Below are 26,275 nucleotides of genomic sequence, written 5' to 3'. Positions count from 1 at the left end.
CGATGACACTCTCAACTTATGTCGATCTACAAAACACGGTTCAGGAATATGCAATTCGCCCAATTCCGGTTGCCTCGCTCATCGAACGAGCCGAGGCAGACTTACAGCCGGTTCTAAAACACTATCTGATGGAAAAGACCATCGAGACGAATACGGCTTTGGGCACTGTGCCGTTTCCCGTCGATCTTGTTGAGTTTCGCACCATTTGCGTTGATGGCGTCGTAGCGAAGCCCATTAGCCCGTACAACGCGGTTCTTTATCCGGGTGAAGTTGGGTACTATTTCAGTGGTAGCAACGTCGTCCTGGCGCTCCAGAAGCAAGGCCCTGTTGATGTAGTGCTCGACTACTACGGTCGCTTTGAACCACTGTCCGATGAAAATCCCACAAATTGGCTCCTTACCAAATTCCCATCCGTATACCTGCACGCAACGTTAGCGCGTGCTTATCGATACCTACGTGATCCAGAGGCCGAGGCAGGGGAGAAGGCAAGTCTGGGCGATGCGCTCGGCACTGTTGCCGCTGACCATGCCCGCGTAACACGAAGCGGCAACGCAATCATCATGGAGGGGCGTCCATGGTAATTGATGGTGTGTTCGGCCCATGGCGTCCTGATTTGCCGGTTCTCGATAATCCCGGTGTCATCACTGCTCGTAACGTCACGCCCGGTATCGGCAATTCGGCCGGGGCCGTTACGTATTACCCTTTGCGACGTGCAAACCTGTATTCGGCAACCACATTGTCCAATCGACCGATCGGCACGATTGTTGCGCAGGATAAATTCAAAAATGCTAAAGTGTATGCGGGTGATGCTGGTGATCTCTACAAGATCAATCCGTCAGACCGATCATGGGTAAGCATTGGCCGTACTGGCGGATATACGACGACAGAAGGGGAGCGTTGGAACTTTGCCGATTTCGGTAGCCTCGTCATCGGAACCAATTTCTCCGATGATCCCCAATACATCAACAAGAACGACGATATCCAGTTCGACGCCCTAACGACGCTTACGCGTGGTCGCCATTTGGCAATCGTGCGTGACTTCCTCGTTATCGGCAACACCTATGACGGTCTGGATGGTGAAGTGCCGTTTCGTGTTCGCTGGTCCGCATTCGGCAATCCATTCGATTGGTCTTTCTCGCAGCAAACCCAAGCCGATTTTCAGGACATTTTCAATGGTGGTGCTGTTCAGCACATCGTTGGTGGCGAAGCCGGTTGGATTCTCTTGCAGAATGCAATCGTGAAAATGACCTATATAGGCGCACCATTGATTTTCCAGTTTGACGAAGTCGTCACCGGTAAAGGATGCGCAGTTCCAGAGAGCGTGATCACCGTTGAGGGAAGAACCTTTTTCCTGTCAGCAGATGGCTTCTACGTATTGCAGGGCGATCAGATTGCACCAATCGGCGCAGGAAAGGTCGACAATCATTTCCTTGGGACTGTCGATACGAGCCAATACAAATACATGACCGTGGCGAGCGATCCCGAAAACACGCTGGTCTATTGGATGTATTCGAGCCTCGAATCCGTTGATGGCGTTCCTGATAAAATGATCATCTACAACTATCAGACCGGTGAATGGTCAGAGGGTGATGCAACAGTCACCTATATATTCAATTCCCAAACACTGCCTTGGACAATTGAGCAGTTGGATATCTACGGCACCATTGAAGAGGTGCCTGCAAGTTTTGATAGTCCGATATGGTCAGGCGGAAACGCAATGCTGTGGGGTATGGATATTGACGGAAATATCTATGCATTTGGTGGTGACAACATGCGTGGCATCATCGAGACGCAGGAGCAGTTTCTTAGTGAGTTGATTAAGCGCGGTAGCAAAGAGCCAATACGTGGTGATGTTACCTTGATCTCAGGCGTTCGACCCCTAACGCATGGTGAAGGCGAAATCCAAGTTCGCGCGGGATATCGAGATAGTCCAAATGCTTCGACAACATACACGAGTTTAAAGCAGATCAATTCACAGACGGGATTTGCATACTTCCGGCATACAGGACGTTTTCATCGTGTGCGCATTGCGCTTGATGGCGATTGGGAAAGTGCAATGGGATATCAATTAGAGGCGACGGTCACAGGTCAACGATGATCGTGAAATAATAGAAAACACGTAAATACGGGAATAAAGGCTAAAGATGCAGGCATTGAGAAATCCAAATGATCCAAGACAGATACAGGAAGTCGTGAATAACGTTGTGAAGCAGTTCGACAACTACGGTTTCGTAGCGCTTCGCGTATCACAGACGACGACAGTGATCATTAATGGAAAGATCAATAGCGGTAGCCTCGTAGTGATTCAACCAATTGGATCATTGGCGGCGGCTGCATATGCATTAGGAACAACATATGTCAGCGCAGTTGGCGACGGTCAGTTCACGATCACACACCCTAGCGCAACGACAGAGCGTAAATTCGGATACGTAATTCACGGAGTGTAATGGCAGTAACGAAGGTAGATACAGCAGAGCAATTTGACACGGAATATCCTCGTGTTCGCGACTGGCTACTGGAAGCACTAAGGTATACCCGAAATTCGATAACAGAGGTTGATCTTCTCAAGTCACTATATGACCGAGACTATCAACTTTGGACAACCGAAAATGCCGCGTGTGTCACTTCGATAACGGAGTGGGAAGGCAACTCGGTTTGTTGCTTGTTCCTCATAGGCGGAAACAAAGGCTGCGCCATGCGTGAAATTCTTCACGTGGGGCAACCAGTCATCGAAGCGTATGCACGTAAGCACAACTGCAAAGGTCTGTTCGGTATCGGGCGTGTGTTTTGGGGGCGAGTTTTACCGCAGCACGGATTCATTGTGAAAGGTGATCAATACTTTAAGGAATTGTAATTATGGCGAGCACACCAAAGGAAACAACAACAAAAACAGAACCTTGGGATGGTGCGAAGCCATATATCCTAAAGTATCTTGATCAAGCCGATAAACTCTACGACGAGGGAAAGCCTGAATATTATCAGGGTCAAACCTATGCCGATCAGAGCAAGGCAACGCTGGACGCGCAAAAACTAACCGAGAAAACTGCGCGTCAGGGAACTGATCTTTTCGGAAACGCTCAGAACGTCGCGAACGGCGTCATGACGGGATCCGCATATAGCGGTCAGTCCGGTAAAACACTCGGTCAAGGTCAGGCCTGGGTGAATCCGGCACTCAGTATGCAGCAGACCCAAGCGCAGAATCTTTCTGGTTCGAATAACCCGGCTATGTCGATGCTACAGCAGACCGCTAACGGGGATTTCCTAAATAGCAATCCATACTTGGATCAGGCGATTAGTAACGCGAACGCGCCGTTAATCCAGCAATTCAAGACGCAGATTGCACCGGGTATCGATAGCAAGGCGGCACTGGCAGGCCGAACAGGCTCAGGTGCTGCGTCATTCCTGCGTAATGATGCAGAAAGCACTCTTGCAAATGCAATGAGCAAGAACGCTTCTGATATCGCGTATCAGAATTACGGAAATGAGCGCACGAACCAACTCAATGCGCAGAACTCGATTGGCAATTTCTATAACACTGATGTCGGAAATCAGATCAGCGCCAATCAGGCGATTGCGGGCACGGCCGCGCAACAGCAGGGTTTGCGAATGGACGCGGCAAATAGTCAGTTTCAGAACGAGAATGCACAAGCCAATACGCAACTTCAAGCGGCTGGAATGTCCGACTATCTACGTGGCCTTGATTACTACGATGCTGATAAACTTGCAGGCGTTGGTGCACAGAAAGATGCTTGGAATAATATGGTGAAGCAGGCTGATATTGCGCAGTGGGACTATCAGCAAAATCAACCACTCAACAACATCGCTAATATGATCAATTTGGCAAATGGTGGTGGCTACAATAACCAGACAACGCCGGTCTACTCGAACAGCGGCGCACAGGTACTCGGTGGCTTATCAAGCATTCTCGGCTTGTTCATGTCTGATATTCGTAGCAAGCGCATTCTTTCGCATGTTGGCGAAACACCAAACGGCATTCCTATGTACCAATTCGTGTATCGCGAAGACCCGGAGCAGAGAATCTACATCGGTCCAATTGCTCAGGAAATGCAAGAAATCAAGCCCGACTCGGTCGTTGAAATTGATGGAACTTTGTTCGTTGATCCACGTGCATTTGAGGAGGCTCCGACATGGCACTAACACTTACAGAATTGTTGAAACGCCTCACTGGCGGCGCATCTAATGGTGGCGACAGTAGGGCGCCAATTGAACAGGTCGCGCTCGGATCAACGAGCGTTCCGACAAAACCGCAGGAAGACAGCGGTTTGTTCTCGCAGTTGTTTCCCTCTGATCCGGCAAAGAAATCCGCACTTGGACGTTCATTGCTGCAAGGTGGTGCTGGCATGATGATTGCCGGCGGGCCATCACGTAACCCTACTAACCTCCTGCAAGCGATTGGTGCTGGTCTCGCATCTGGTGGGGCCGCGTACGACACAGCGCTTGAGGCAGGACAGAAGCAACACGCCGAACAGGTCAAACTTGCTCAGGCAAAGAAACTCCAAGACATGCAGGCTAGCCTGTTTGGTGGTGCTGGCTCGGCTGGAGCGCCTTCTGGCGACAACGGCGATTTCGGCTACAGCATCGCTGAGTTGAAAAAGTACCTCCAATACCAGATCGCAGCAGGCGACGATGCTGGCGCTCGTGACACACTCGGCATGATTCAGAAGTTGCAGCAGGAAGCAGCAAGCAAGGGCATGGTTGTCGGGGAAGGCGGAACGCTTGAAGCGGCTCCCGGTTACAATGAGGGTCTTGGCGCAACTGAAGAAGTGAAAGCCGGTGGTCGTGTTCGTGGTGAAGAGGCTCATCGCCAGACCGACGATATTCGCGAATACAATCTTTACGTCGAACAGACTGAGGCGGCGGGTGGCGTGCCAGACGATTTCACAACGTGGATGCGTGCCGGTAAGGCAGCAGGCGCGATGAAGATCAATATGGGTGAGAACTCTAACAAATTCGGTGAGAAGTCAGACGAGGAAGCGGCAAAGCGCATTGCGGGCTATGTCGAAGAAGGAGCAAGCGCACCTCAAATGATCGGTGACATGCAACTGTTGATCGATCTTGGAAAGAACATCGGAACAGGAAAGATCGCAGAATTCAAACTTGCGTTGGGTCCATATGCGGAAATGGCCGGTATCAAGATTGATGGTCTCAGCGATGCGCAAGCCTATGACGCAGTGACTTCGCGTCTAGCGCCGCAGATGCGTCCAGCGGGTGCCGGTGCAACGTCTGATTTCGATGCAAAGCAATATTTGAAGAGCATTCCATCGCTCGGCTTAACGCCGGAAGGCAATGAGATCATTGCAGGGACAATGCAGTCGGTCGCACAGAATAAGTTGGATGCAGCCGAGATTGCGGCACGTGCACAACGTGGTGAGATTTCTTGGCAGGATGCAGAGACGCAAATTCGTGCTTTGCCTAATCCGTACGAGCGTTTCAAGCAGTTCCAAAAGGAGCAGAAGCAAGGGAAGTCCGATAAGAAGAAGGACAAACCGGTTGAGGCAGATTCAAACGGAAACATTAAACCGGGTTACGAGGAAGATGGGTATATTTTCCAGGGTGGTGATCCGGGTGATCCGAACAATTGGATATCAAAGAACCTGCTATAAAAATAAGAATAATAGGGTGATGATTTGGCAATCAATGACAATGCGAGATATGCATACCGATATCTACAAGAGCGTTATAAATTAACTCCGGCTCAAGCCGCTGGTGTCGTCGGCAATCTCGTTCAGGAGAGCGGTTTACGTACAAGCGCTCGTAATCGTGGCGATGGCCGCGATGGCTCTGATAGTATCGGTATCGCGCAATGGAACGGCGAGCGTGCCAGAAACCTCCATGCATTTGCCAAAGATGGCGGTCGCGATGCCGGTAATCTCGACACGCAACTCGATTTTCTCATGCATGAGTTGAATGGCAAGGACGGCAAGTACGGCGCTGGATCGGAAAGTGCGGCATATCAGAAACTCATAAATTCGCAGACGCACACGGACGCCACTAAAGCGTTCATCGGGTACGAAAGGCCGCAAGGATGGTCAGCGAAGAATCCCACTGGTGGACATGGTTGGAAAAACCGGCACGATTATGCCGGTCAAATTCTCGGTTTGTCGCCCGATGAGATCGCAGCAGCACGTGGGACTAGCAGCGAACTAGGTCCGGAAACAGCAGCGGCGATTGCTCCATCGTCTGGTGAAGCAATCCAGCCCGTACAGACCACCGAGACAATCGAGCCCGAAGAAAAGAAGGGCCTTTTCGGCATTACATTGCCGGATGAAATCGCAGGCATCAATACAGAAACGGGCATTGGTGCGCTCGGTGATCTTGCCAAATTGTTTGCTGCTCAAGATGCATCGGTGAACCAGCAAGCCCCACGTGGTGGCCGTGCTGGGTCCCAAAATGTTGAACTTATGCAAGCCAATACAGGCGGCTTGCTTGGCGGTAATGCGCAGGGCCAGCAGCAAGCGCAGTTGATGCCGTGGGAAATGGAATTGATGCGGTTGCGACAGAAGATGGGAAGTGCCGGCGGCCTTGGTGGTCTCGGTGGTATGAGAGGGTTCGTGTAAATGGCTGGTCCTTGGGAAAAATATAAGAAGCAGACACCGGCTATTCGGGTCGAAGAGGAAATCACCGAAGTTCCAGCGGGTAAGCCTTGGCTAAAATATCAGATGCGGGAACAAGTGGAGCCAGAGGTTGAGGCGGAACCAGTAGAGCAGGGGATGCTGTTGCCGATCAGCAAGGACGCCGATGGCAACACGCGCTTCGACAGTGATGCTGGTTTGCTCGGCGCTTTGAAGCGCTCCTTCATGCTGCCTGGCGAGGTCATGGACGGTAAAGTCGATCCATTGAGCCCAGAGGGCGTCGAGCGAGCGTTTGAATTCTCAAGCACGCTAACTCCGGCTGGCGCTGCTCAACGCGCTGTAGGGCGCTCTGTGCGTCAAGGAGCGCGTATTGCGAAGGAACAAAAGGGTACACTTGGCGAGCGTATGCTAGTGGATCGTGCCGACGATCCAACGCTTGCCGGTAAGCGCGCCGATGATTTCGCGAAAATTAGTGCAGAACCTACAGCGGGCATGGTCTCCAATTCCGAGCGTCTTGCCACTCGTGAACATGTGCTTGCCGGCACGCGCCAAGGCAAAGAAATTCAGAAGCGCATTGAAGGTGCGTTCGGCGCGATGGACAACGAGTTTGATCGTATCGTTGAGGGAACGGCCGGTGCATCAAATAACGGAACTGGTATTGCTCGTTCTCGTCAGGAACTCGGCACGCTCCTACAGGATCAGGCCGAGGCAGCAAAGCAGGCTGGTTTCGCTCGCTCTAAGCAGTTGTACGACGATGTCACTGACAAGGCCGGTGGCGTGAATGCCGATGGCACACACGTTAACGAATATCTCAAGCAACTTACAAAGCAGAAGAAGGGTCTCAGCAATAGCGACAAACTCGCATACGGTTCTGAACTCGACAAGACGATTGCGCAGACAAAGGCGATTGTCGATGACATCAAGAATGGTAAAGTTGATATAGGCAAATTGCGTGAGGTGCGTACTCGCGTTTCCGAACAATTGTACGATAAAGAGATTTCATCCGATAAACGCAAATTGCTTTCCGGTTTCCGCGACACATTGACGAAGGAAATGGAACTAACAGCGGAGAAGGCTGGACCAGAAGCGCAACAGGCTTTCCGCAAAGCAAATAACCAATATCGACGCCAGATCGATCCCGAAACAGGTTTCGGCAAAAAATCACCAATCAACACGCTCGCTAATATGCAATCACCTGAGAAGGTTGCTGGTTGGGTAATGCAGCAGGGCAAAGAGGGTGGAACACGTATCAACACGTTGCGTCGTCAAATTGACCGTGCCGAGGGGAAAGAGGCATGGGACGCGCTAACATCGAATGTCGTTGACCGAATGGGACGCAAGATCGACAGCGATGGTGTCGAGGCATTCGACGCAAGCAAGTTCGTTCGCGAGTGGAATTCGTTGTCTCCCGAGGCAAAAGACGCCTTGTTCAAGGGAACCGCTCGCCAACAGTATCGTGAGGATCTAGATCGGCTTTCTCGTGTTGCGGACACCATGGGGAAATACAATCGCAAAGCGAACCATTCGAATACGGCGAAACACCAAAGCATGGCATCGGAACTCAATCCCTTCGATGCGCAATTCCTGCTTAGTACGGTAGTCGGTGGAGCAACACTGGGGCCATGGGGTGTCGCTGGTGCTGCGGCAGGTCAAGTAGGCCGAAAGGCAGCAGCGGCAGGAGCAAGATCGTACAATGCGAGATTGCTTACCGATCCCAAGACCGTAAAGTGGCTAGCAGATATTCCGAAAGCGGAAATGGCTAAAGGCGGTCTTCGCGCTCACGTTGGAAAACTACGCGATATCGCTCGCGATGAGGCTCCGGGTTCAGCGCTGGCAATCGCAATTAGCGAGTATCTGCGCGACGTAGGCATAGAGGACTGAAGACACGCAGTTTCGCATAAATATCAATGATCCAAGAATCAAAAATAATAATGGTGATCAATGGCAGACCTAACTTCGAGTTCCTGGAATCAGGAAGACAATCTAAATATCAGTTCCCCGCCAAACGGTATGCCGACCGGCTCAAAGCCAAGCGAACTTGCGCCGACGCTTCGCGCGATTATGGGAGGAACAAAGCGAGCGTTCGACCATATCAATGCGATGGTTGTTTCTGCGGGTACTGCTACTGCATTTACACTCACTTACGATGTTGCGATTTCCGCATACACGAAGGGCGAAATCTTCACCTTCTTTGCACATTTGGACAACACTGGTGCCCTTACCCTAAACGTTAGCGGAAGAGGTGCACGTGCTGTCGTTCGCAATGATGGTGCTGCGCTTACAGCAGGGCAGATCAAAGCGGGACAATCGGTAATGGTAGTCTACGACGGAACGAGTTTTCGTCTTCTAAGCCCATTGTTCAATAATCCGACATTCACCGGTACTTTGACTGTACCGACCATCAATTCAAGCGGTCAGATTACGGCAGGCACGTTTAGCGGTGACGGCGCGGGCGTCACCAATGTTGACGCGGCAACAGTTGACGGCATTTCTCCCGCATCCATCGTCCAAACTTCAAGAACCCTCACTGCTGGAAATGGCTTAACAGGTGGTGGTAACCTTAGCGATGATCGCACCGTTACACTTGGAACCCCCGGAACCATCACCGGCAGCACGACAAATGCTGTAACGAGCACAAGCCACACGCATTCTCTCACCCTAGTCAACAGTGATATCACTGGTGCACTCGGCTATAACCCTGCATCTGGTGCGCGAACTGTATCGGCGGGCAATGGGCTGACAGGTGGCGGAACGCTGTCAAGTGATCCGACGATCACGATGGGAACTCCGAGCAACATTACGAACAGTTCGTCAAACAGCGTGTCCGGCACAAGCCATACCCATGCATTGGGCTTTACGGCTGCTGAAGTTTACACCGGCTCCGCTCAAACACAGACGAATTTACCAGTGGGTCACGTTGTAACGGCGCGCACGTCTGGTGGCACCACGCGGAATGCGACCGCTAATATTCGCCTCGATGAGAGCGACAACGCCAGATACACATCGACCGGTTCAGGGTCAGCATTGACCGGAACTTGGCGAGCGAGAGGTTTGTCGACCAGCAACGATCACATTTTTCAAAGGACAGCATGATGATAGAGAGCGCTAATACGGGTGTTTTGCACGAAGTTTTCCAAGTACGGGCAACGAGCGATCAAGATGCTTATCTGCTTGACGTGGATTTGACTGATATGAACGGAGAACGTTATCGCTGCAACTACGTGAGTAGACCGGGTGATGAACATGGATTAAATCCGGCCATTCAACAGTGGCTCGTTGACAACAAGGGCTCATATGAGATTGTAACGTATGTGCCGCCGACATCGGAGGAAATCCGTGCGAGCATGTCTCCGCTAACTCGCGTAGCGTTTCGTACAGCCTTCAAAAATGCGGGAATGACAACCGCTGTTATCGCCGCTGCGATCTTTTCCGTCGAAGACGAGAGCGAGCAGGAAGATTTGCAGATTGCGTGGGAAGACAGTGTTTCGTTCCAGCGTCTTGATCCGCTCGTGCTTCTGATCGCTGATCGTACAGGCAAGACCCCGCAACAGATCGACGCTATTTGGACGGCGGCAGTTTAAGCGGCTGCTTGGAGTTTCGTGTGAACGTCCTTCGCTTGCGCTATTTCGGCTTCGCTCGCTCCATCTGCGCGCATGACCTTCTCAATCTCGGAGAACGGCATTGCTGCACCATTGACCGTTGTGATCAACGTGCCTTCACGATCAAACATGTAAATCCGGGTATACCCGCCGACGTAGACAAACGCGATCTGTTGGGAGAAGTTCACGACAATGCGTGATATGAACTTGCGCAGCGAATTCGAAACCCTTGCCCGACTCTCATATACTTCTGCATCGCTTCCAGATGGCCATGTAGCGCGTTCCATTGCAATTCTGCTGCTGACATCGTGAAGTGCTGCTTGCTGTTCCGCGAGCGAAGACTGGCGTTTTATTAAGTCGCTAAGTTGCGCTTTTTCATCTTCGATCCCTCGTCGAAGTCCGATAGTTCGATCTTTAATCCGAATACGTTCATCACGATCATTTGTGATTTCGGCGAGGTCGAGCAAGTTTTCTCTGCGTTGTTCAAGATCGGTGATTTTGGCTTCAGCCTTCGCAATCATCAATGACAGTTCGCTTGAACTTAGCGTAGCGGCATTCGAACCGAAAATGGCGTCGGATTGGAACTCGGCAACGTGATCGAGAATAGCGTTTTCCAGCGCGTTATAGCGAAACATCTTCGCTCCTGCTTCACACGTTGCACCATGCGTTCGCTGTTGCATACAGCCGTAATAGGAGTGTCGGTTGTGCTTACGGCCACCGTAGTACATTTTCAGCACATTGCCGCACGCAGAGCACGCCGTATTGCGTGCAAACAGATTGGAGAAACGTTCGCCCTTTCGGCCTGAATTCGGGTGCGTCGGTCGGTTACGTTGAACCCTCCAAAACTGCTCCTCGCTGATCACAGCCGGGTAATAGTTCTTGATTGGCTCACCCATCACCACACGCTTACCATCGATTTCTTCGAACAGCGTCAACGTACCGATACAGGTTTCGTCCTTGATGATCCGTGCAATTGCTGCATCACGCCATTGCTCTTTTGGATTGATGCCACGACGTAGAACCGGGCGTTTCTCCTGATTCATGATGCGAGCGATCTTGTGTGTTCCGATCCCCATTTCGATCAGATCAAAAATCCGCTGTATCGTCGGACCGTGCTGGTTGATTTCATATCGCCATTCGGAACTGTCTCCGATCCGAATTTGATCGATCCATCCGGCGATGTTCTTATTGTAGATGGCATTACCCGCCAACGCGTCTTCTTTGCGTTTACGGATGCGCTCCTTCGCTCGAAACGACTTGGTTGCGCTTTCCTCATGCGCTCGACTCATGATCGTCAGCGAAATGATAAGTTGGGTGAAATCCTTGTCTTCGCTGTAGACGGCTCCGTCGATCAGCGTGACAACGGTAATACCGGCCTTCAAAAGATTGAGAAGTTGAAGTTGCGCATCGATGACTGCTTCGCGAGACAGACGGTCGAGACTTTCAACAATCAGGAACGATCCTTTATCGACATCGCCCCGTTTGACGAGTTCGAGAAATCCACCGAGCGCCCCGAACTTGACGTGCTTGCCGTGATAGCCCGATCCGACGTCTTGCAGCGTCTCATCAAGTTCCAGGTCATGTGTGTCGGCGTATTCACGCGCAGCACGTATCTGACGGTTCAAGCCATCACCGGCTATTTGACCGGCTGACGAGATACGTATGTAGGAATAGGCTTTCGGCTTGATTTGCATCGTCTTTCCCTGCTTGGGCGCAAGCATATGCGCGGGGCGTTAAAAATGCGCTGCTGGTCGTGCACACAATCCAACAACTAGGGAACTCGGCAAATGGAAACATGCGCAGGAGACCTGGGACATGCTGCAATTCGGCCTGCGCCTCGGCGACGATCCGCGCGTGCTGGTGACGACGACGCCCCGGCCGGTGCCGCTTTTGCGGGGGCTGGCGGGCGATCCGAAAACCGCGGTGCGGCGCATCCGCACCGACGACAATGCCGGCAATCTCTCGCCGGGCTTCCTTGCGGCGATGGCGGAGCGCTACGGCGGCACGCGGCTGGGGCGGCAGGAACTGGACGGCGAGCTGATCGCCGACCGCGAGGACGCGCTGTGGAACCGGGCGCGGCTGGAGGGGATCCGCCAGCGCAATCCCGGGCCGCTGTCGCGCATCGTGGTGGCGGTCGATCCGCCGGCGACGGCCTCGGCGGCCTCCGTCTGCGGCATCGTCGTGGCGGGGCTGGACGGGGCGGGGCGAGCGGTGGTGCTCGCCGACTGCTCGGTGACGGGCGCAAGCCCGGCGGGCTGGGCGGGCGCCGTGGTGCGCGCCTTCCGGCGCTTCGACGCGGACCGGGTGGTCGCGGAGGTCAACCAGGGCGGCGACATGGTGACGGCGATGCTGAGAAGCGTCGACGCCAACCTGCCGGTCGCAACCGTGCGGGCGACGCGCGGAAAATTCCTGCGCGCCGAGCCGGTGGCGGCGCTCTACGAACAGGGGCGGGTGGTCCATGCGGCCGCCTTTGCCGAGCTGGAGGACCAGATGTGCGATTTCGGGCCGGACGGGCTCTCCTCCGGCCGCTCGCCGGATCGGCTCGACGCGCTGGTCTGGGCGCTGACGGCGCTGGTGCTGGAGCGCGCCGGCGAACCGCGGGTGCGGGGGATTTGAGATGGCAATCGACCGCAAGGCCTTTTTCGACGCGGCGCGCGGGACGCTCTATGGCGGACGGCTGGCGAGGGCGCAGGTCGCGGGGCTGACGGCGCTGCTCGACCGGTTCGAGCAGGGCGGCGAAACGCGGGACCGGCGCTTTCTCGCCTATATGCTGGCGACGGCCCATCACGAGACCGGCGGACGCCTGCAGCCGGTGCGCGAGACCTTCGCGGCGACGGACGAGGCGGCCATCGACCGGCTCGACCGGGCCTTTGCCGCCGGGCGGCTGCCGCAGGTCTCCGCGCCCTACTGGCGGCGCGACGGCGAGGGGAAGAGCTGGCTCGGGCGCGGGCTCGTGCAGATCACCCACCGGCGCAACTATGCGCGGCTGGCGGTGCTGACCGGCATCGATCTCGTCGGCCGGCCGGAGCTTGCGACGGAGACGGCGGCGGCGGTCGAGATCCTGTTCGTCGGCATGCTGCGCGGGGCTTTTACCGGGCGGCGGCTCGCCGATCATTTCTCCGATGCGAGGGCCGACTGGGTCGGGGCGCGGCGGATCGTCAACGGGCTCGACCGGGCGGAGAAGGTGGCGGGCTACGGGCGGGCGTTTTTCGCGGCGCTTGGCGGGTAGCGGGCGGCACACCGTCCAACCCATTGGCGAATCGACACAATCGGAGGGCACCATGAAATTACCATCCTTTCTCTCCCGGCAGCGCCGGGCGGCCGAGACGAAGGCGTCGGGCTTTTTCGCGCTGACGGCCGAGGGGCGCGCGCACTGGTCGTCCCGCTCCTATGCCTCGCTGTCGCGCGAGGGGTTCATGAAGAACCCGGTGGCGCACCGGGCGGTGCGCATGATCGCGGAAGCGGGGGCCTCCGTGCCCTGGCTCGCCTATCGGGGCGAAGAGGAGCGGCCGGACGAGCCGTTGCTGTCGCTGCTGTCGCGGCCGAACGGGCGCCAGGCGGGGACGGATTTCTTCGAGACGCTCTACGGGCACCTGCTGCTTTCCGGCAACGCCTTCGTGGCGGGGGTGCGGGTGGGCGAGGATCTGCGCGAACTCCATCTGCTGAGGCCCGACCGGATGCGCATCGTCGAGGGGCGGGACGGCTGGGCGGAGGCCTATGAATACCGCGTCGGCGGCCATGTGCGCCGGCACGCTGCGGGCGAGGGGCAGGCGATCCTGCATCTGCGCCTCTTCCATCCGCTCGACGACCAGCTGGGCTTCGCGCCGCTGGAGGCGGCGTCCATGGCGCTCGACCTCTCCAATGCGGCGGCGATCTGGAACAAGGCGCTGCTCGACAATTCGGCGCGGCCCTCCGGGGCGCTGGTCTACCAGCCGAAGGAGGGCGGCAACCTGACGCCCGACCAGTACGGTCGGCTGAAATCGGAGCTGGAGGAGGGCTATTGCGGGCCGGCGCGGGCCGGGCGGCCGATGCTGCTGGAAGGCGGGCTCGACTGGAAGGCGATGGGGCTTTCCCCGCGCGAGATGGATTTCGTCGAGGCGAAGAACGGGGCGGCGCGCGACATCGCGCTCGCCTTCGGCGTGCCGCCCATGCTGATCGGCATTCCCGGGGATGCTACCTATGCCAATTACCAGGAGGCCAACCGCGCCTTCTGGCGGCTCACCGTGCTGCCGCTCGTGCAGCGCACGGCCGCGGCCTTCGCGGGGTGGTTTTCCGAAGGGGCAAATGACGGGCTGCGGCTGGTGCCGGATCTCGACCAGGTAAGCGGGCTGGCGGACGAGCGCTCGGAACTGTGGGCCCGGGTGGGCGCGGCGGGGTTCTTGACGGACGAGGAGAAGCGGGGGGCGGTGGGGTATTGAAGGGGGAGGGTGGCGCTCTACCCCCCTCTGCGATTTCATTGCTCAAACAAACGTTTACGGCACCTGCGTGAATCGTTTTGGCATCAACCGGACTCGACCTGTGAAAACCCTGACCCGGTTTGTGAAAGACGCGCCGCAAGGGATTCAAAAGACTCGCTAATCGACCCGGCCTTCCGTTGCGGAAAGCCGGCGCTTTTGGCCGCGTGCGGCCTGATGTCTCGGATTTCCATAATAATCTGAAAGGCTTAACAATGGCTGACTTCGGAAACGACGGCGGGCTTTGGACGGCCCGGGTGATCGGCGCGTCGGCGGGCGCGGCCGTCTCGCTCATCTATCTCCTGCCGAAGAGCCGCCGCGAGGCGGCGTGCCGGTTCCTCACCGGGCTTGCCTGCGGCCTCGTCTTCGGCGGGCCGGCGGGGCTGTGGATCGCGGTGCGGCTCGGCATTGCCGGCTATCTCGGGCCGGCGGAGGTGCTTGTGACCGGCTCTGCGGCGGCCAGCCTTTCGGCCTGGTGGGGGCTGGGGGTGCTGGCGCGGCTGGCGGAGCGGATGAGGCAGTAGCCAATAGGCAGTAGGCAGTAGGGAATTGGTGGTTGGGCCGCGCTGCGCCCATCCCTACCGCCTACTGCCTACTCCCCCCTTCCATCATCGGAGAAAACCATGATCACCGACGACCTGCCGGTCTGGCGGACGAAGAAATATGCCGATCTGACGCTGGCGGGCGTTTCCGGCGACGGGGCGTTTTCCGGCTATGCGAGCCTCTTCGGCGAGGTGGACCTCGGCAAGGACGCGATCGCGCCGGGCGCCTTTGCCCGCTCGCTGGAAAAGCGCGGCGCTCGCGGCGTGCGCATGCTGTTCCAGCACGATCCGGCCGAGCCGCTCGGGCGCTGGCGAACGATCCGCGAGGACGGGCGCGGGCTCTATGTCGAGGGCGTGCTTTCGCCCGGCGTGGCGCGGGCCCGCGAGGTGCTGAACCTCATGAAGTCGGGCGCGCTCGACGGGCTTTCCATCGGCTTCCAGACAGTGCGCTCGAAGACCGACCGGACGAGCGGCGTGCGCCGCATCCTGGAGGCCGACCTCTGGGAGATCTCGATCGTCACCTTTCCCATGCTGCCCTCGGCGCGGGTGTCGAACGTGAAGAATGCGCGGTGGTTCCGCGACCGGGAGACCGAGCTGGTGCGCCTCATGCGCCGGGCGGCCCGGATGATGAAACGATAGGCTTTGTTTTTACCGCATTATCCGACGCCGAAGCGGTTTCGCTTCGGCTGGAAATGCTAACCCGAAAAGGAAGACAGCATGGAGACCCAGAAGACCGCGCCGGAAATCAAGGGCGTGCCGGAAACGATGACCGCCGCCTTCGACGATTTCATGGAGGCCTTCGAGGCCTTCAAGGAGACGAACGACCGCCGGCTCGGCGAGATCGAGCAGAAGCTGACCGCCGACGTGGTGACGCGCGACAAGGTGGAGCGCATCAACCGCGCGATGGACGAGCACAAGCGCGTCATCGACCAGCTGGCGCTGAAGAAGGCGCGCCCGGCGCTCGGCGGCGGCGAGGGGAGCTTCGAGGCGGGCGAGCACAAGGCGGCCTTCTCCGCCTATATGCGGCGCGGCGACGAGAGCGCGCTCAGGGCGCTGGAGGGCAAGGCCATGTCGGTCGGCTCGGCGGCGGACGGCGGCTATCTCGTGCCGCCGGAGACCGACACGGAGATCGGCCGCCGGCTTTCCGCCGTCTCGCCGATCCGGGCGCTGGCGACCGTGCGCCAGGTCTCCGGCACGGTGCTGAAGAAGCCGTTCGCGACGGGCGGCATGGCGGCGGGCTGGGTAGCGGAAACCGCCGCGCGGCCGCAGACGGGCAATGCGCAGCTCGCCGAACTCTCCTTCCCGACCATGGAGCTCTACGCCATGCCGGCGGCGACGGCCGCGCTGCTCGACGACGCGGCGGTGGACGTGGAGGGCTGGATCGCCTCGGAGATCGACACGGTCTTCGCCGAGCAGGAGGGCACCGCCTTCGTTACCGGCGACGGCACCAACAAGCCGAAGGGTTTTCTCGGCTACACGGCCGTCGCGGACGCGAGCTGGAGCTGGGGCAATATCGGCTATATCGCGACGGGCGCGGCCGGAACCTTCAAGGCCACGAGCCCCTCCGACACGCTGTTCGACACGGTCTATTCGCTGAAGGCGGGGCACCGGCAGAACGGCACCTTCGTGATGAACCGCAAGACGCAAGGGGCGATCCGCAAGTTCAAGGATGCGGACGGCAACTATCTCTGGCGCCCGCCGGCCTCGGCGGGGCAGGCGGCCTCGCTGCTCGGCTTCGCCATCGCGGAGACGGAGGACATGCCGGACGTGGCGGCCGGCAGCCTCTCCATCGCCTTCGGCGACTTCCGCGCCGGCTACCTCGTCGTCGACCGCACGGGCGTGCGCGTGCTGCGCGATCCCTATTCGGCGAAGCCCTATGTGCTGTTCTACACGACCAAGCGCGTCGGCGGCGGGGTGCAGAATTTCGAGGCGATCAAGCTGGTGAAGTTCGCGGAGAGTTGAGCGACCCCATCCAACAGCGCCGTCATCCTTCGGGTCGAGCCCGAGGATGACGCAAAGTGTGCACCGGCGGCGTTCCCTGACGCCGGTGCCGGCGGGCGCGGTTTCCTCCCGGCCGCGCCCGCATCCTTTTCTCCATCGCGAAGGACGATCATGACCATTGCGGAACTGTTGCCGCCGGCCGTGGAGCCGGTGACGCTTGCCGAGGCGAAGGCGCATCTGCGCCTCGATACGGCCGACGAGGATGCGCTGGTCTCGGCGCTGATCCGCGCTGCGCGCGAATATCTGGAGGCCGCGACCGGGCTTTGCCTGATTGCGCGGCCGTTGCGGCTCTATCTCGACGACTGGCCCGAAACGCGGGTGATCGGGATTGCCAGGGGGCCGGTGCAAACCATCGAGACGGTGACGGTTTATGACCTTGCCGGGCTGCCGGTCGATGTCGATCCGGCGGGCTATGTGCTCGACGGTGCGGCGCGGCCGGCGCGGCTGGTGCTGCCGGCGCGCCCGGCGACGGAGCGTGCGGTCAACGGCATCGAGATCGATTTCACGGCCGGCTTCGGCGAGAGCGGCGCGGATGTGCCGGACGGGCTGAAGCGGGCCTTGCTCTTGCATGTGACGGCCATGTTCGAGCTGCGCGGGGTGCTTTCGCCTCAGGACCAGCCGGGCACGGTGCCGGCGGGCTACGACCGGCTGGTCGCGCCCTACCGGCTGCGGAGGCTGTGATGGCGAAGGCAAGGATCATCGATCCCGGCGCGTTCTCCGCGCGGCTGACGCTGGAGGGGCCGGTCGAGACGCCGGACGGGCAGGGCGGCGCCGAACGCGGCTTTGCGGCGCTGGCGACGCTCTGGGCGGCGATCGAGCCGGTGGCGGCGCGGGCGGACGAGGCGGCGGGCACGCTGCCGGTGTCGGTGACGCACCGCATCCGGCTGCGGCATCGGAGCGACCTTGCCGGCGGCATGCGGCTGCGCAAGGGCGGCCGCATCTTCGCCATCCGCGCCTTCCGCGATCCGGACGAGACGGGGCGCTATACGCTCTGCGATTGCGAGGAGATCCGGCCATGAGCGCGGCATCGGCCCTGCAGACGGCGATCTTCGCGAGGCTTTCGGGCGATGCGGCGCTGACGGCGCTGGTCGGCGCGAACGGCATCACCGACCGCAGGCCAGACCGGCCGGCGGCGCCGCTGCTCGTCATCGAGGGCATCGACAGCGCCGACCATTCGACGGCGAGCGAGGCGGGCGAGGCGCATGTGGTGACGCTGGAGGCCTGGTCCGAGGCGGCGGGGCACCGAGAGGTGCAGGCGATCGCCGCGGCGGTGCGCGCGGCGCTTCACGACGCGGCGCTGGCGCTCGCGGGGCACCGTCTCGTCCTCATCTTCCACCGCGATACGCGGCTTGGCCGCGACGGCAAGTCCCGCTTCCACCGCGCGCACATGCGCTTCCGGGCGGTGACGGAGCCGGAGGACTGACATCCTATTTTCGGAAAGGACCTTGCCATGGCGGCACAGAAGGGGCGGGAGCTCCTCATCAAGATCGACAACGGGGCGGGCTTCGTCACCGTCGCGGGGCTGCGCTCGAAGCGGCTGTCGTTCAATGCGCAGCTCGTCGACGTGACGGACGCGGAATCGGCGGGGCGCTGGCGCGAACTCCTCGGCGGGGCGGGCGTGCAGCGCGCGGCGCTGTCGGGCGCCGGCATCTTCAAGGACCAGGCCTCGGACGCGCTGGTGCGCGCGCTGTTCTTCGCCGGCACGATCGCCGCCTGGCAGATCGTGATCCCGGATTTCGGTACGGTCGCGGGGCCTTTCCAGATCGCGGCGCTCGACTATTCCGGGGCGCATGACGGCGAGGTGGTCTTCGAGATCGCGCTGGAATCGGCAGGCCTCCTCACCTTCGGGGCGCTCTGATGGGCGCGCGGGCGAACCGGCACCGCGGCGAGATCGAGGCCGTCCTCGACGGCGAGCGGCGCGTGCTGTGCCTGACGCTGGGGGCGCTGGCGGAGCTGGAGACGGCCTTTGCCGTCGACAGCCTGACGGGGCTGGCCGAGCGCTTCTCCTCCGGGCGGCTGAAGGCCGACGATCTCATCCGCATTCTCGGCGCGGGGCTGCGCGGCGGCGGCAACCTCTTTTCCGACGAGGACGTGGCGGCGATGGCGGCGGCGGACGGGCTCTCCGGTTTCGCGCGCATCGCGGCCGAGCTGCTGCAGGCGACCTTCGGCGCGGAGGCGCGGCCGGAAAACCCTCCGGGGCCGCATCCGGGCTGAACGGGGAGAGGGCGGCCTTTCCCTGGGAGGCGGCGCTCCATGCCGGGCTCGGCCGGATGCGGCTTTCCGCAAAGGATTTCTGGGCGATGACGCCGCGGGAACTCGCCTTTGCGCTCGGCACGCTGCGGCCCCTGCCGCCGGCGCCGGGGCGCGATGCGCTCGCCGCGCTGATGCGCGCCTTTCCCGACCACAAGGAGTGAACCATGGCGGATATGGACGACAGGCCGCTTGCCGGCACGCTGGACGATGCCGGGCAGCTTGCGGCGGTCTTCGACGACCTGGAGGCGCGTTCGCGCTCCTTCGGATCGGCGCTGACGAATGCGCTGAAGGGCGCGGTCGTCGACGGCAAGGGGCTGGAGGGCGTGCTGCGGGGACTGGCGCTGCGCATGAGCGACATTGCGCTTTCCGTGGGGCTGAAGCCGCTGGAAGGGTTCTTGTCGACCGGCTTTTCCGGGCTGCTCGGCGGCGCGACGCCCTTCGCCAAGGGCGGGGTCGTCGCCTCGCCGACCTATTTCGGCACCGGCGGCGGGCTCGGGCTGATGGGCGAGGCGGGGGCGGAGGCGATCCTGCCCCTGAAGCGCGGGCCGGACGGGGCGCTGGGCGTCGCCGGCGAGGGCGGCGGGACGCGCATCGTCTTCAACGTGACGGCGCAGGATGCGGCGAGCTTCCGCAAGTCCGAAGGGCAGATCGCGGCCATGCTGACGCGCGCCGTGGGGCGCGGGCAGCGCAGTTTGTGAGGGCGAAGCCCCTCATCCGGCTGGCGGGACCGTCACCCCGAGGGGCAGGGCTATCGCGTATGGAATTCGATGTTGCCACACCCCCTTCTCCCCCGCGGGGAGAAGGTGCCGGCAGGCGGATGAGGGGGATGGCGGAGGCGTAAACGATCCGTCAGAGCCACCCCCTCATCCGACCCTTCGGGTCACCTTCTCCCCGCTGGGGAGAAGGGACGAGCGGCGCCGTCGAATTGCATAGGCGATGGTCCTGCCCCTCGGGGTGATGGTCGGGGCCGGGACATATACGGAGAGATGGGCATGGCAGGGTTTCATGAGGTGCGGTTTCCGCTGCGTGTCGCGCTCGGCACCAGCGGCGGGCCGGTGCGGCGGACGGATATCGTCAGCCTTTCCAACGGGCGGGAGAACCGCAATCGCCGCTGGCACGATGCGCGGCGGCGCTACGATGCGGGCTCGGGCGTGCGCTCGCTCGCCGATCTCTATGCGGTGCTCGCCTTCTTCGAGGCGCGGGCGGGGCAGTTCTTCGGCTTCCGTTTCCATGATCCGGTGGACCACATGTCCTGTGCGCCGGGCGGGGCGGTGAGCGCCGCGGACCAGGAGATCGGCACGGGGGACGGCGCGACGGCGGCCTTCCAGCTCGTCAAGCGCTATGCGGATGCCGGCGGGGAGACGGTGCGCACCATCGACAAGCCGGTTGCCGGCACGGTCGTCGTCTCGGTGGCGGGCAGCGTGCGGCCGGCGGCGGACTATACGGTGGACCATGCGACGGGTGTCGTCACCTTCAAGCCGGGCAAGATACCGGCTTCGGGCGCCATCCGGGCGGGCTATGCGTTCGACGTGCCGGTGCGCTTCGACACGGACCGCATCGACATCGACCTCGCGCAGTTCGATGCCGGGCGCATTCCGTCCATCCCGCTGGTGGAGATAAGGCCATGAGGACGATCCCGGGCGGATTGCAGGCGCATCTCGACGGCGAGGCGACGACGCTGTGCCATGCCTGGCGGGTGACGCGGCGCGACGGCGCGGTGTTGGGCTTCACCGACCACGACCGCGACCTTGCCTTCGGCGGGCTCGCCTATCTGGCGGCGAGCGGCTTTGCGGCAAGCGAGACGGAGGACGGCAACGGGCTTTCGGCCGAGGGCGGCGACCTCTCGGGCGGGTTTTCGGCAGAGGCGATCCGCGCCGGGGACCTTTCGGCGGGGCGCTATGACGGGGCGAAGGTCGAGGTCTATTGGGTCAACTGGCAGAACCCCGCGCAGCGGCTGCTGCTGCGCACGGCCGAGCTTGGCGAGGTGCGGCGCGAGGGCGGGCTTTTTCGCGCCGAACTGCGGCGGCTGACGCACCGGCTCGACCAGGTGCGCGGGCGCATCTACGGGCATCGCTGCGATGCGGTGCTGGGGGACGGGCGGTGCGGGAAGGATGTTTCCGGGGCGGCCTTTCGCGCGGCGGCGACGGTGGATGCGGCGCTGGACGACATGCGGCTGCGGGTGAGCGGGCTTTCCGGCTTTTCCGAGCGGTTCTTCCGCTACGGGGTGCTGACCTTCACGAGCGGCGCGGCGGCGGGGCTGACGGCGGATATCGAGGACCAGCGCAAGGTTTCGGGCGGCGACGAACTGACCTTCTGGCTGCCGGTGCCGGCCGGGGTGGCCGCGGGCGATGCGATGCAGGTGACCGCGGGGTGCGACAAGCGCTTTGCCACCTGCAAGGCGAAGTTTGCCAACGGGCTGAATTTTCGCGGGTTTCCGCATATGCCGGGCAGCGACTTCACCTACGGCTATGCCGATGGCGAGACGGTGCATGACGGGAGGCCGCTCTATGCGTGAGACGCTGCGGGGTGAGAGGCCGGGACAGGATACCGGCGGTCGCGTCGTCGCGATCGCCCGCAGCTTCATCGGCACGCCCTACCGGCACCAGGGCGCGCTGAAGGGGGTCGGCTGCGATTGCCTCGGGCTGGTGCGCGGGGTCTGGCGGGAGCTTTACGGGGCGGAGCCGGAGGTGCCGGGGGCCTATGCGCCCGACTGGGCGGAGCGGGCGGGCGAGGAGCGGCTGCTGGAAGCGGCGGCGCGGCATTGCGGGGCGGCGCTGCCGATCCCGGCGCTGCGGCCGGGCGATCTTCTCGTCTTCCGCTGGCGGGCGCGCGCGGCGGCGAAGCATGCCGGCATCGCGGTACCCGACGGACATTTCATCCATGCCTACGAGCAGGCGGCGGTGATCGAATCGCCGCTCGTGCCCGCATGGCGGCGGCGGATCGCCGGCGTCTTCCGTTTTCCGGAGATTTCCTGAGCCATGGCGACACTTCTCTTCCAGGCCGCGGGCGCGACGCTCGGCGGCCTCTTCGGGCCGTTCGGCGCGATGCTCGGCCGGGCCGTCGGGGCGCTGGCGGGCTCGGCGGTCGACCGCTCGCTGTTGGGCGGCATGACGAGGATTCCCGGCGCGCGGCTGAACGACGGACGCGTGCCGGGGGCGGAGGAAGGCACGGCGATGAGCCGCGTCTACGGCACGGCGCGCGTCGGCGGCACGCTGATCTGGGCGACGCGCTTCGAGGAGGACGTCTCCGTCGAGCGCGCGGGCGGCAAGGCGAGCGGGCCGCGGGTCGAGACCTTCAGCTATTTCGCCAATTTCGCCGTCGGCGTGTGCGAGGGGCCGATCGCCGGCATCAGGCGCGTCTTCGCGGACGGGCGGGAGATCGACCTCACCGGTATCGAGATGCGCGTCCATCGCGGCACCGCAGACCAGGCGCCCGATCCGCTGATCCTCGCCAAGCAGGGCGCGGATAACGCGCCGGCCTATCGCGGGCTTGCCTATGTCGTCTTCGAGCGGCTGCCGCTCGACACGTTCGGCAACCGCATTCCCATCCTGCAGTTCGAGGTGCTGAGGCCGGTCGGCTCGCTGGAGGGCAAGGTCCGGGCGGTGACGGTCATTCCGGGGTCGAGCGAGCACGGCTACGATCCGGAGCTGGTGACGGAGAAGATCGCGGCCGGCAAGGCGCGCAACATGAACCGCAACACGCTGGTGGCGGCGACGGACTGGGTGGCCTCGATCGACGAATTGCAGGCGCTGTGCCCCGGCCTCGAACGGGTGGCGCTGGTGGTCGCCTGGTTCGGCACGGACCTGCGGGCCGGTGCGTGCCGCATCCTGCCGGGGGTGGAGGTTTCCGGCCGGCAGGAGGAGAGCAAGCCGTGGAGGGTCTGCGGCATCGCGCGGGAGGACGCCTATGTGGTGAGCCGCATCGAGGGCCGGCCGGCCTATGGCGGCACGCCTTCGGATGCGAGCGTCATTGCGGCCATCCGTGACCTGAAGGCGCGGGGGATCGAGGTCTATCTCTATCCCTTCCTGATGATGGACGTGCCGAGCGACAACACGCTTGCCGATCCCTATGGCGGCGCGCGGCAGGCGCCCTATCCCTGGCGCGGGCGCATCACCTGCCATCCGCAATCCGCCGACGGCACGGCCTCGGCGCGCAGCCAGGTGGATGCCTTTGTCGGCGCGGCGGGGGCTGGGGGCTTTTCCGTTTCGGGCGAGGAAATCACCGGGCCGGCCGGCGACGAGGGGTTCCGGCGGCTGATCCTGCACTATGCGCTGCTGGCGGAGGCGGCGGGCGGGGTGGACGGGTTCCTGATCGGCTCGGAAATGCGCGGGCTGACCTGGCTGCGCGACGGGAGCGGGGACTTTCCCTTCGTCGAGGCCCTTTCGGACCTTGCCGGCGACGTGCGGGCGATCCTCGGGCCGGGCACGAAGATCACCTACGGGGCCGACTGGAGCGAATATTTCGGCTACCGGCCGCCGGGCGGCAGCGGCGAGGTGCGCTACCATCTCGACCCGCTCTGGGCATCGCCCGCGATCGATGCGGTGGGCATCGACAATTACATGCCGCTCTCCGACTGGCAGAATGCCGATACGCTCAACGGCAATCCGGACGGGTTTCGCCATTCCGAGGACATGGCGGCCATGCGCGCCATGATCGCCGGCGGCGAGGGGTTCGATTGGCATTATCCCGACGCGGCGGCGCGGGCAGCGCGCGAGCGCGTGCCTATCACCGACGGCATGGCGGGAAAGCCCTGGGTGTTCCGCTACAAGGATATCGAGAACTGGTGGGGCAACCGGCATTGCGAGCGCGGGCCGGGCGGGGCGGAGCTTTCCGGCCACACCGCCTGGGTGCCGCGCTCCAAGCCGATCTGGTTCACCGAACTCGGCTGCCCGGCGGTCGACAAGGGGGCGAACCAGCCGAATGTCTTCGTCGACCCGAAAAGCGCGGAGAACGCGCTGCCCTACCATTCCGGCGGGGCGCGCAACGACGCGGTGCAGCGGCGCTTCCTCGATGCGCACCATGGCTGGTGGCAGGGCGGCGGGCCGGAGGCGGGCATGGTCGATCCGGGCCATGTCTTCCTGTGGACCTGGGATGCGCGGCCCTATCCGGCCTTTCCCGAGGACACGGCGCTCTGGTCGGACGGGCTGAACTGGCAGCGCGGGCACTGGCTGAACGCGCGGCTCGGGGCCGGGACGGTGGCGGATGTCATCGCGGCGATCCTGAAGGATCACGGGTTTTTCGATTTCGACGTTTCGGGCGTTTCGGGCGATCTTTCCGGCTTCGTGCAGGCGGAGCAGACCTCGGCGCGCGCGCTGATCGAGCCGCTGATGGAGGCGTTCCAGATCGATGCGCTGGAGGCGGGGGGCAGGCTCGTCTTCCGCTCGCGGCTGAGATCCGCCCTGCCGCCGGTGGAGATCGCTGTTCTCGCCGAGCGGCCGGAGGAGGCGCCGTTCGAGGAGAGCCGCGGGCATGCCAGCGATTTCGCCGGCGAGGCGATCCTCGACCATTTCGACGATTCGGGCACCTATTCGCGCGTGACGGCGCGTTCGCGCCGCATGGCGGGGGAGAACGACCGCGTGCTGCGGCTGGCGCTGCCGGCGGTGCTGCATGCGGGGGCGGCCGCGGCCAGCGCCGAGGCGGCGCTGCGCGACCAGCGGGCGGGGCAGCGGCGTCTGACCTTCCGCCTGCCGCCGACCGCGATGGACGTGACGCCGGGCGATATCGTGCGGCTCACCGACGGGCCGGAAGGACGCTTCCTCGTCACCGGCATCACGGACGGCCTGGTGCGCGAGGTGGAGGCGCGGGCGATCGCGGCCGGGGACAGCCCGGCGCCGCTGCTTCTCGACGGCCGCGGGCGGCCGGTGAGCGGGGCGGGACCGGGGCCCGGCGATGCCTTCGCGCCGGACGTCGTCTTTCTGGATTTGCCGGTCATGGGATCGGGCGGGGCGCAGGATTTCGCGCGCGTCGCGGCCTATGCGCAGCCCTGGCGGTCGATGATCGTATCGAGTTCCGGCGGCAGCGAGGGCTATCGCAGCCGCGTGCGGCTGGACCGGCCGGCGCGGATCGGCACGCTGGCCGAGCCGCTTATGACGGGCGTCGTCGGCAGGTTCGATGCCGGGCGGGCGATCGAGCTGGACCTGCCGTTCGGCGGACTTTCCGCGGTGGACACGCTCGCCATGCTGAACGGTGCGAACCGGGTGGCGATCGCGGCCGGCAACGGGGCCTGGGAAATCGTCGGCTTTGCCGGGGCGACAGAGATTTCGCCGGGCCGCTGGCGGCTCACGGGGCTGCTGCGTGCCCTGCACGGCACGGAGGATGCGATGGCGGCGGGCCATGCGGCCGGGGCGCGGGCGGTGGTGCTGGACGATGCGGTCCTGCCGCTCGGGCTCGACGTGGAGGAGGTGGGGCGGCTGTCGAACTGGCTCGTCGAGCCGATCGGCATGACGCCGGGACAGGCGGGGCCCTTCGCCTTTGCCGGCGGCGAGCGGGCGCTGACGCCGCTGGCGCCGGTGCATCTGCGCGGCATTCGGGGTCTCGACGGAGTGGTGCGGCTGTCGTGGATCCGGCGCGGGCGGATCGATTCGGACGGCTGGACGGCCGTGGACATCCCGCTCGACGAGCCGGTGGAGGCCTATCGCCTCGATATCCTCTCCGGCGAGACGGCGGTGCGCAGCGTCGAGACCGCGGCGCCGGCCTTCACCTATCCCGCCGACCAGGAACTGGCCGATTTCGGCGCGCCGCAGGCGGCGCTCTCCATCCGCGTGCGCCAGCTCGGCCGGGCCATTCCGCTCGGCCTTGCGGCGCGGGCGACGATCATTCTCTGAAGGAAGGAA

Annotated in this window: 26 protein-coding genes and 1 pseudogene; 26 read left to right on the top strand and 1 reads right to left on the bottom strand. The window is 61.9% G+C overall.

Translation table 11 applies throughout. The features are described 5' to 3' along the window. Positions 1-2: 2 nt before the first annotated feature. The 9 genes from AB3G45_RS19590 (at position 3) to AB3G45_RS19550 (ending at position 10,174) form a co-directional block, all read left to right on the top strand. The gene (locus tag AB3G45_RS19590) at positions 3-581 is read left to right on the top strand and encodes a hypothetical protein (RefSeq protein ID WP_367832129.1); all 579 of its coding nucleotides are present in this window, start codon (positions 3-5) and stop codon (positions 579-581) included. Further along, on the top strand, positions 575-2,098 hold the full coding sequence (locus AB3G45_RS19585; protein ID WP_367832128.1) for a hypothetical protein: 1,524 nt from the start codon (positions 575-577) through the stop codon (positions 2,096-2,098). Before AB3G45_RS19590 ends, AB3G45_RS19585 begins: the two co-directional genes overlap by 7 nt. A gap of 348 nt (positions 2,099-2,446) precedes the next feature. Continuing rightward, positions 2,447-2,854, top strand: a complete 408-nt coding sequence (locus AB3G45_RS19580; protein ID WP_367832127.1) for a hypothetical protein — start codon at positions 2,447-2,449, stop codon at positions 2,852-2,854. A gap of 2 nt (positions 2,855-2,856) precedes the next feature. Further along, complete coding sequence (locus AB3G45_RS19575; RefSeq protein WP_367832126.1) at positions 2,857-4,158, top strand: tail fiber domain-containing protein; 1,302 nt, start codon at positions 2,857-2,859, stop codon at positions 4,156-4,158. After that, positions 4,149-5,624 carry a hypothetical protein gene (locus AB3G45_RS19570; protein WP_367832125.1) on the top strand — a complete coding sequence of 492 codons (1,476 nt, stop codon included), beginning with the start codon at positions 4,149-4,151 and terminating at the stop codon, positions 5,622-5,624. Before AB3G45_RS19575 ends, AB3G45_RS19570 begins: the two co-directional genes overlap by 10 nt. A 24-nt stretch (positions 5,625-5,648) precedes the next feature. Next, positions 5,649-6,578: a phage tail tip lysozyme gene (locus AB3G45_RS19565; protein WP_367832124.1), complete on the top strand. Its 930-nt coding sequence runs from the start codon at positions 5,649-5,651 to the stop codon at positions 6,576-6,578. Next, the gene (locus AB3G45_RS19560) at positions 6,579-8,474 is read left to right on the top strand and encodes a hypothetical protein (RefSeq protein ID WP_367832123.1); all 1,896 of its coding nucleotides are present in this window, start codon (positions 6,579-6,581) and stop codon (positions 8,472-8,474) included. A 60-nt stretch (positions 8,475-8,534) separates the two neighbouring features. Further along, on the top strand, positions 8,535-9,686 hold the full coding sequence (locus AB3G45_RS19555; RefSeq protein WP_367832122.1) for a hypothetical protein: 1,152 nt from the start codon (positions 8,535-8,537) through the stop codon (positions 9,684-9,686). After that, positions 9,683-10,174, top strand: a complete 492-nt coding sequence (locus AB3G45_RS19550) for a hypothetical protein (protein ID WP_367832121.1) — start codon at positions 9,683-9,685, stop codon at positions 10,172-10,174. Before AB3G45_RS19555 ends, AB3G45_RS19550 begins: the two co-directional genes overlap by 4 nt. On the opposite strand, the gene AB3G45_RS19545 is transcribed toward AB3G45_RS19550, so the two are convergent. Continuing rightward, positions 10,171-11,886, bottom strand: coding sequence for a recombinase family protein (locus AB3G45_RS19545; protein ID WP_367832120.1), 1,716 nt, complete (start codon positions 11,884-11,886; stop codon positions 10,171-10,173). The genes AB3G45_RS19550 and AB3G45_RS19545 overlap by 4 nt on opposite strands. 82 nt (positions 11,887-11,968) lie before the next feature. On the opposite strand from AB3G45_RS19545, the pseudogene AB3G45_RS19540 reads away from it, so the two are divergent. The 17 genes and pseudogenes from AB3G45_RS19540 to AB3G45_RS19460 form a co-directional block, all read left to right on the top strand. Then, positions 11,969-12,808 (top strand): annotated as a pseudogene (locus AB3G45_RS19540) (terminase family protein); the annotation flags it as partial. Position 12,809: 1 nt separating this feature from the next. Next, on the top strand, positions 12,810-13,421 hold the full coding sequence (locus AB3G45_RS19535) for a glycoside hydrolase family 19 protein (RefSeq protein ID WP_367832119.1): 612 nt from the start codon (positions 12,810-12,812) through the stop codon (positions 13,419-13,421). A 52-nt stretch (positions 13,422-13,473) separates the two neighbouring features. Beyond that, positions 13,474-14,610 (top strand): phage portal protein, encoded by a 1,137-nt coding sequence (locus tag AB3G45_RS19530; RefSeq protein WP_367832118.1) that lies wholly within the window; start codon positions 13,474-13,476, stop codon positions 14,608-14,610. A 251-nt stretch (positions 14,611-14,861) separates the two neighbouring features. Further along, positions 14,862-15,170, top strand: coding sequence for a DUF6107 family protein (locus AB3G45_RS19525; protein ID WP_367832117.1), 309 nt, complete (start codon positions 14,862-14,864; stop codon positions 15,168-15,170). Between the two features lie 99 nt (positions 15,171-15,269). Next, positions 15,270-15,827 carry an HK97 family phage prohead protease gene (locus tag AB3G45_RS19520; RefSeq protein ID WP_367832116.1) on the top strand — a complete coding sequence of 186 codons (558 nt, stop codon included), beginning with the start codon at positions 15,270-15,272 and terminating at the stop codon, positions 15,825-15,827. Positions 15,828-15,905: 78 nt separating this feature from the next. Continuing rightward, the gene (locus tag AB3G45_RS19515; RefSeq protein ID WP_367832115.1) at positions 15,906-17,150 is read left to right on the top strand and encodes a phage major capsid protein; all 1,245 of its coding nucleotides are present in this window, start codon (positions 15,906-15,908) and stop codon (positions 17,148-17,150) included. A gap of 150 nt (positions 17,151-17,300) precedes the next feature. Next, a complete protein-coding gene (locus AB3G45_RS19510) occupies positions 17,301-17,870 on the top strand; it encodes a head-tail connector protein (RefSeq protein ID WP_367832114.1) in 570 nt (189 codons plus the stop codon). Beyond that, positions 17,870-18,208 (top strand): phage head closure protein, encoded by a 339-nt coding sequence (locus AB3G45_RS19505; RefSeq protein WP_367832113.1) that lies wholly within the window; start codon positions 17,870-17,872, stop codon positions 18,206-18,208. The genes AB3G45_RS19510 and AB3G45_RS19505 overlap by 1 nt, the downstream gene beginning before the upstream one ends. After that, a complete protein-coding gene (locus AB3G45_RS19500; RefSeq protein ID WP_367832112.1) occupies positions 18,205-18,612 on the top strand; it encodes a DUF3168 domain-containing protein in 408 nt (135 codons plus the stop codon). Before AB3G45_RS19505 ends, AB3G45_RS19500 begins: the two co-directional genes overlap by 4 nt. Positions 18,613-18,639: 27 nt before the next feature. Beyond that, positions 18,640-19,047 (top strand): phage major tail protein, TP901-1 family, encoded by a 408-nt coding sequence (locus AB3G45_RS19495; protein ID WP_367832111.1) that lies wholly within the window; start codon positions 18,640-18,642, stop codon positions 19,045-19,047. Further along, the gene (locus AB3G45_RS19490) at positions 19,047-19,403 is read left to right on the top strand and encodes a gene transfer agent family protein (protein WP_367832110.1); all 357 of its coding nucleotides are present in this window, start codon (positions 19,047-19,049) and stop codon (positions 19,401-19,403) included. Before AB3G45_RS19495 ends, AB3G45_RS19490 begins: the two co-directional genes overlap by 1 nt. Then, a complete protein-coding gene (locus AB3G45_RS19485; protein WP_367833625.1) occupies positions 19,400-19,603 on the top strand; it encodes a rcc01693 family protein in 204 nt (67 codons plus the stop codon). Before AB3G45_RS19490 ends, AB3G45_RS19485 begins: the two co-directional genes overlap by 4 nt. 12 nt (positions 19,604-19,615) lie before the next feature. Then, positions 19,616-20,140 carry a phage tail tape measure protein gene (locus tag AB3G45_RS19480; RefSeq protein WP_367833624.1) on the top strand — a complete coding sequence of 175 codons (525 nt, stop codon included), beginning with the start codon at positions 19,616-19,618 and terminating at the stop codon, positions 20,138-20,140. Positions 20,141-20,434: 294 nt separating this feature from the next. Beyond that, a complete protein-coding gene (locus AB3G45_RS19475) occupies positions 20,435-21,070 on the top strand; it encodes a TIGR02217 family protein (RefSeq protein ID WP_367832109.1) in 636 nt (211 codons plus the stop codon). Beyond that, on the top strand, positions 21,067-21,957 hold the full coding sequence (locus tag AB3G45_RS19470) for a DUF2163 domain-containing protein (RefSeq protein ID WP_367832108.1): 891 nt from the start codon (positions 21,067-21,069) through the stop codon (positions 21,955-21,957). Before AB3G45_RS19475 ends, AB3G45_RS19470 begins: the two co-directional genes overlap by 4 nt. Then, complete coding sequence (locus tag AB3G45_RS19465; RefSeq protein WP_367832107.1) at positions 21,950-22,417, top strand: NlpC/P60 family protein; 468 nt, start codon at positions 21,950-21,952, stop codon at positions 22,415-22,417. Before AB3G45_RS19470 ends, AB3G45_RS19465 begins: the two co-directional genes overlap by 8 nt. A 3-nt stretch (positions 22,418-22,420) precedes the next feature. Beyond that, entirely contained in the window at positions 22,421-26,266 is a 3,846-nt protein-coding gene (locus tag AB3G45_RS19460) for a glycoside hydrolase/phage tail family protein (protein WP_367832106.1), read from the top strand. The last annotated feature ends 9 nt before the right edge of the window (positions 26,267-26,275 follow it).

Source organism: Shinella sp. S4-D37 (assembly GCF_040812195.1).
GTDB lineage: Bacteria > Pseudomonadota > Alphaproteobacteria > Rhizobiales > Rhizobiaceae > Shinella.
Note: the sequence above shows the minus strand (reverse complement) of the source record. Positions and strands in the feature narration are given on the sequence as shown.

Bases quoted from the DNA above. Each gene is read 5' to 3' on its own strand.
- AB3G45_RS19590 (WP_367832129.1), top strand. From the start codon at position 3: ATGACACTCTCAACTTATGTCGATCTACAAAACACGGTTCAGGAATAT.
- AB3G45_RS19585 (WP_367832128.1), top strand. From the start codon at position 575: ATGGTAATTGATGGTGTGTTCGGCCCATGGCGTCCTGATTTGCCGGTT.
- AB3G45_RS19580 (WP_367832127.1), top strand. From the start codon at position 2,447: ATGGCAGTAACGAAGGTAGATACAGCAGAGCAATTTGACACGGAATAT.
- AB3G45_RS19575 (WP_367832126.1), top strand. From the start codon at position 2,857: ATGGCGAGCACACCAAAGGAAACAACAACAAAAACAGAACCTTGGGAT.
- AB3G45_RS19570 (WP_367832125.1), top strand. From the start codon at position 4,149: ATGGCACTAACACTTACAGAATTGTTGAAACGCCTCACTGGCGGCGCA.
- AB3G45_RS19560 (WP_367832123.1), top strand. From the start codon at position 6,579: ATGGCTGGTCCTTGGGAAAAATATAAGAAGCAGACACCGGCTATTCGG.
- AB3G45_RS19555 (WP_367832122.1), top strand. From the start codon at position 8,535: ATGGCAGACCTAACTTCGAGTTCCTGGAATCAGGAAGACAATCTAAAT.
- AB3G45_RS19550 (WP_367832121.1), top strand. From the start codon at position 9,683: ATGATGATAGAGAGCGCTAATACGGGTGTTTTGCACGAAGTTTTCCAA.
- AB3G45_RS19545 (WP_367832120.1), bottom strand. From the start codon at position 11,886: ATGCAAATCAAGCCGAAAGCCTATTCCTACATACGTATCTCGTCAGCC.
- AB3G45_RS19535 (WP_367832119.1), top strand. From the start codon at position 12,810: ATGGCAATCGACCGCAAGGCCTTTTTCGACGCGGCGCGCGGGACGCTC.
- AB3G45_RS19530 (WP_367832118.1), top strand. From the start codon at position 13,474: ATGAAATTACCATCCTTTCTCTCCCGGCAGCGCCGGGCGGCCGAGACG.
- AB3G45_RS19525 (WP_367832117.1), top strand. From the start codon at position 14,862: ATGGCTGACTTCGGAAACGACGGCGGGCTTTGGACGGCCCGGGTGATC.
- AB3G45_RS19520 (WP_367832116.1), top strand. From the start codon at position 15,270: ATGATCACCGACGACCTGCCGGTCTGGCGGACGAAGAAATATGCCGAT.
- AB3G45_RS19515 (WP_367832115.1), top strand. From the start codon at position 15,906: ATGGAGACCCAGAAGACCGCGCCGGAAATCAAGGGCGTGCCGGAAACG.
- AB3G45_RS19510 (WP_367832114.1), top strand. From the start codon at position 17,301: ATGACCATTGCGGAACTGTTGCCGCCGGCCGTGGAGCCGGTGACGCTT.
- AB3G45_RS19505 (WP_367832113.1), top strand. From the start codon at position 17,870: ATGGCGAAGGCAAGGATCATCGATCCCGGCGCGTTCTCCGCGCGGCTG.
- AB3G45_RS19500 (WP_367832112.1), top strand. From the start codon at position 18,205: ATGAGCGCGGCATCGGCCCTGCAGACGGCGATCTTCGCGAGGCTTTCG.
- AB3G45_RS19495 (WP_367832111.1), top strand. From the start codon at position 18,640: ATGGCGGCACAGAAGGGGCGGGAGCTCCTCATCAAGATCGACAACGGG.
- AB3G45_RS19490 (WP_367832110.1), top strand. From the start codon at position 19,047: ATGGGCGCGCGGGCGAACCGGCACCGCGGCGAGATCGAGGCCGTCCTC.
- AB3G45_RS19480 (WP_367833624.1), top strand. From the start codon at position 19,616: ATGGACGACAGGCCGCTTGCCGGCACGCTGGACGATGCCGGGCAGCTT.
- AB3G45_RS19475 (WP_367832109.1), top strand. From the start codon at position 20,435: ATGGCAGGGTTTCATGAGGTGCGGTTTCCGCTGCGTGTCGCGCTCGGC.
- AB3G45_RS19470 (WP_367832108.1), top strand. From the start codon at position 21,067: ATGAGGACGATCCCGGGCGGATTGCAGGCGCATCTCGACGGCGAGGCG.
- AB3G45_RS19465 (WP_367832107.1), top strand. From the start codon at position 21,950: ATGCGTGAGACGCTGCGGGGTGAGAGGCCGGGACAGGATACCGGCGGT.
- AB3G45_RS19460 (WP_367832106.1), top strand. From the start codon at position 22,421: ATGGCGACACTTCTCTTCCAGGCCGCGGGCGCGACGCTCGGCGGCCTC.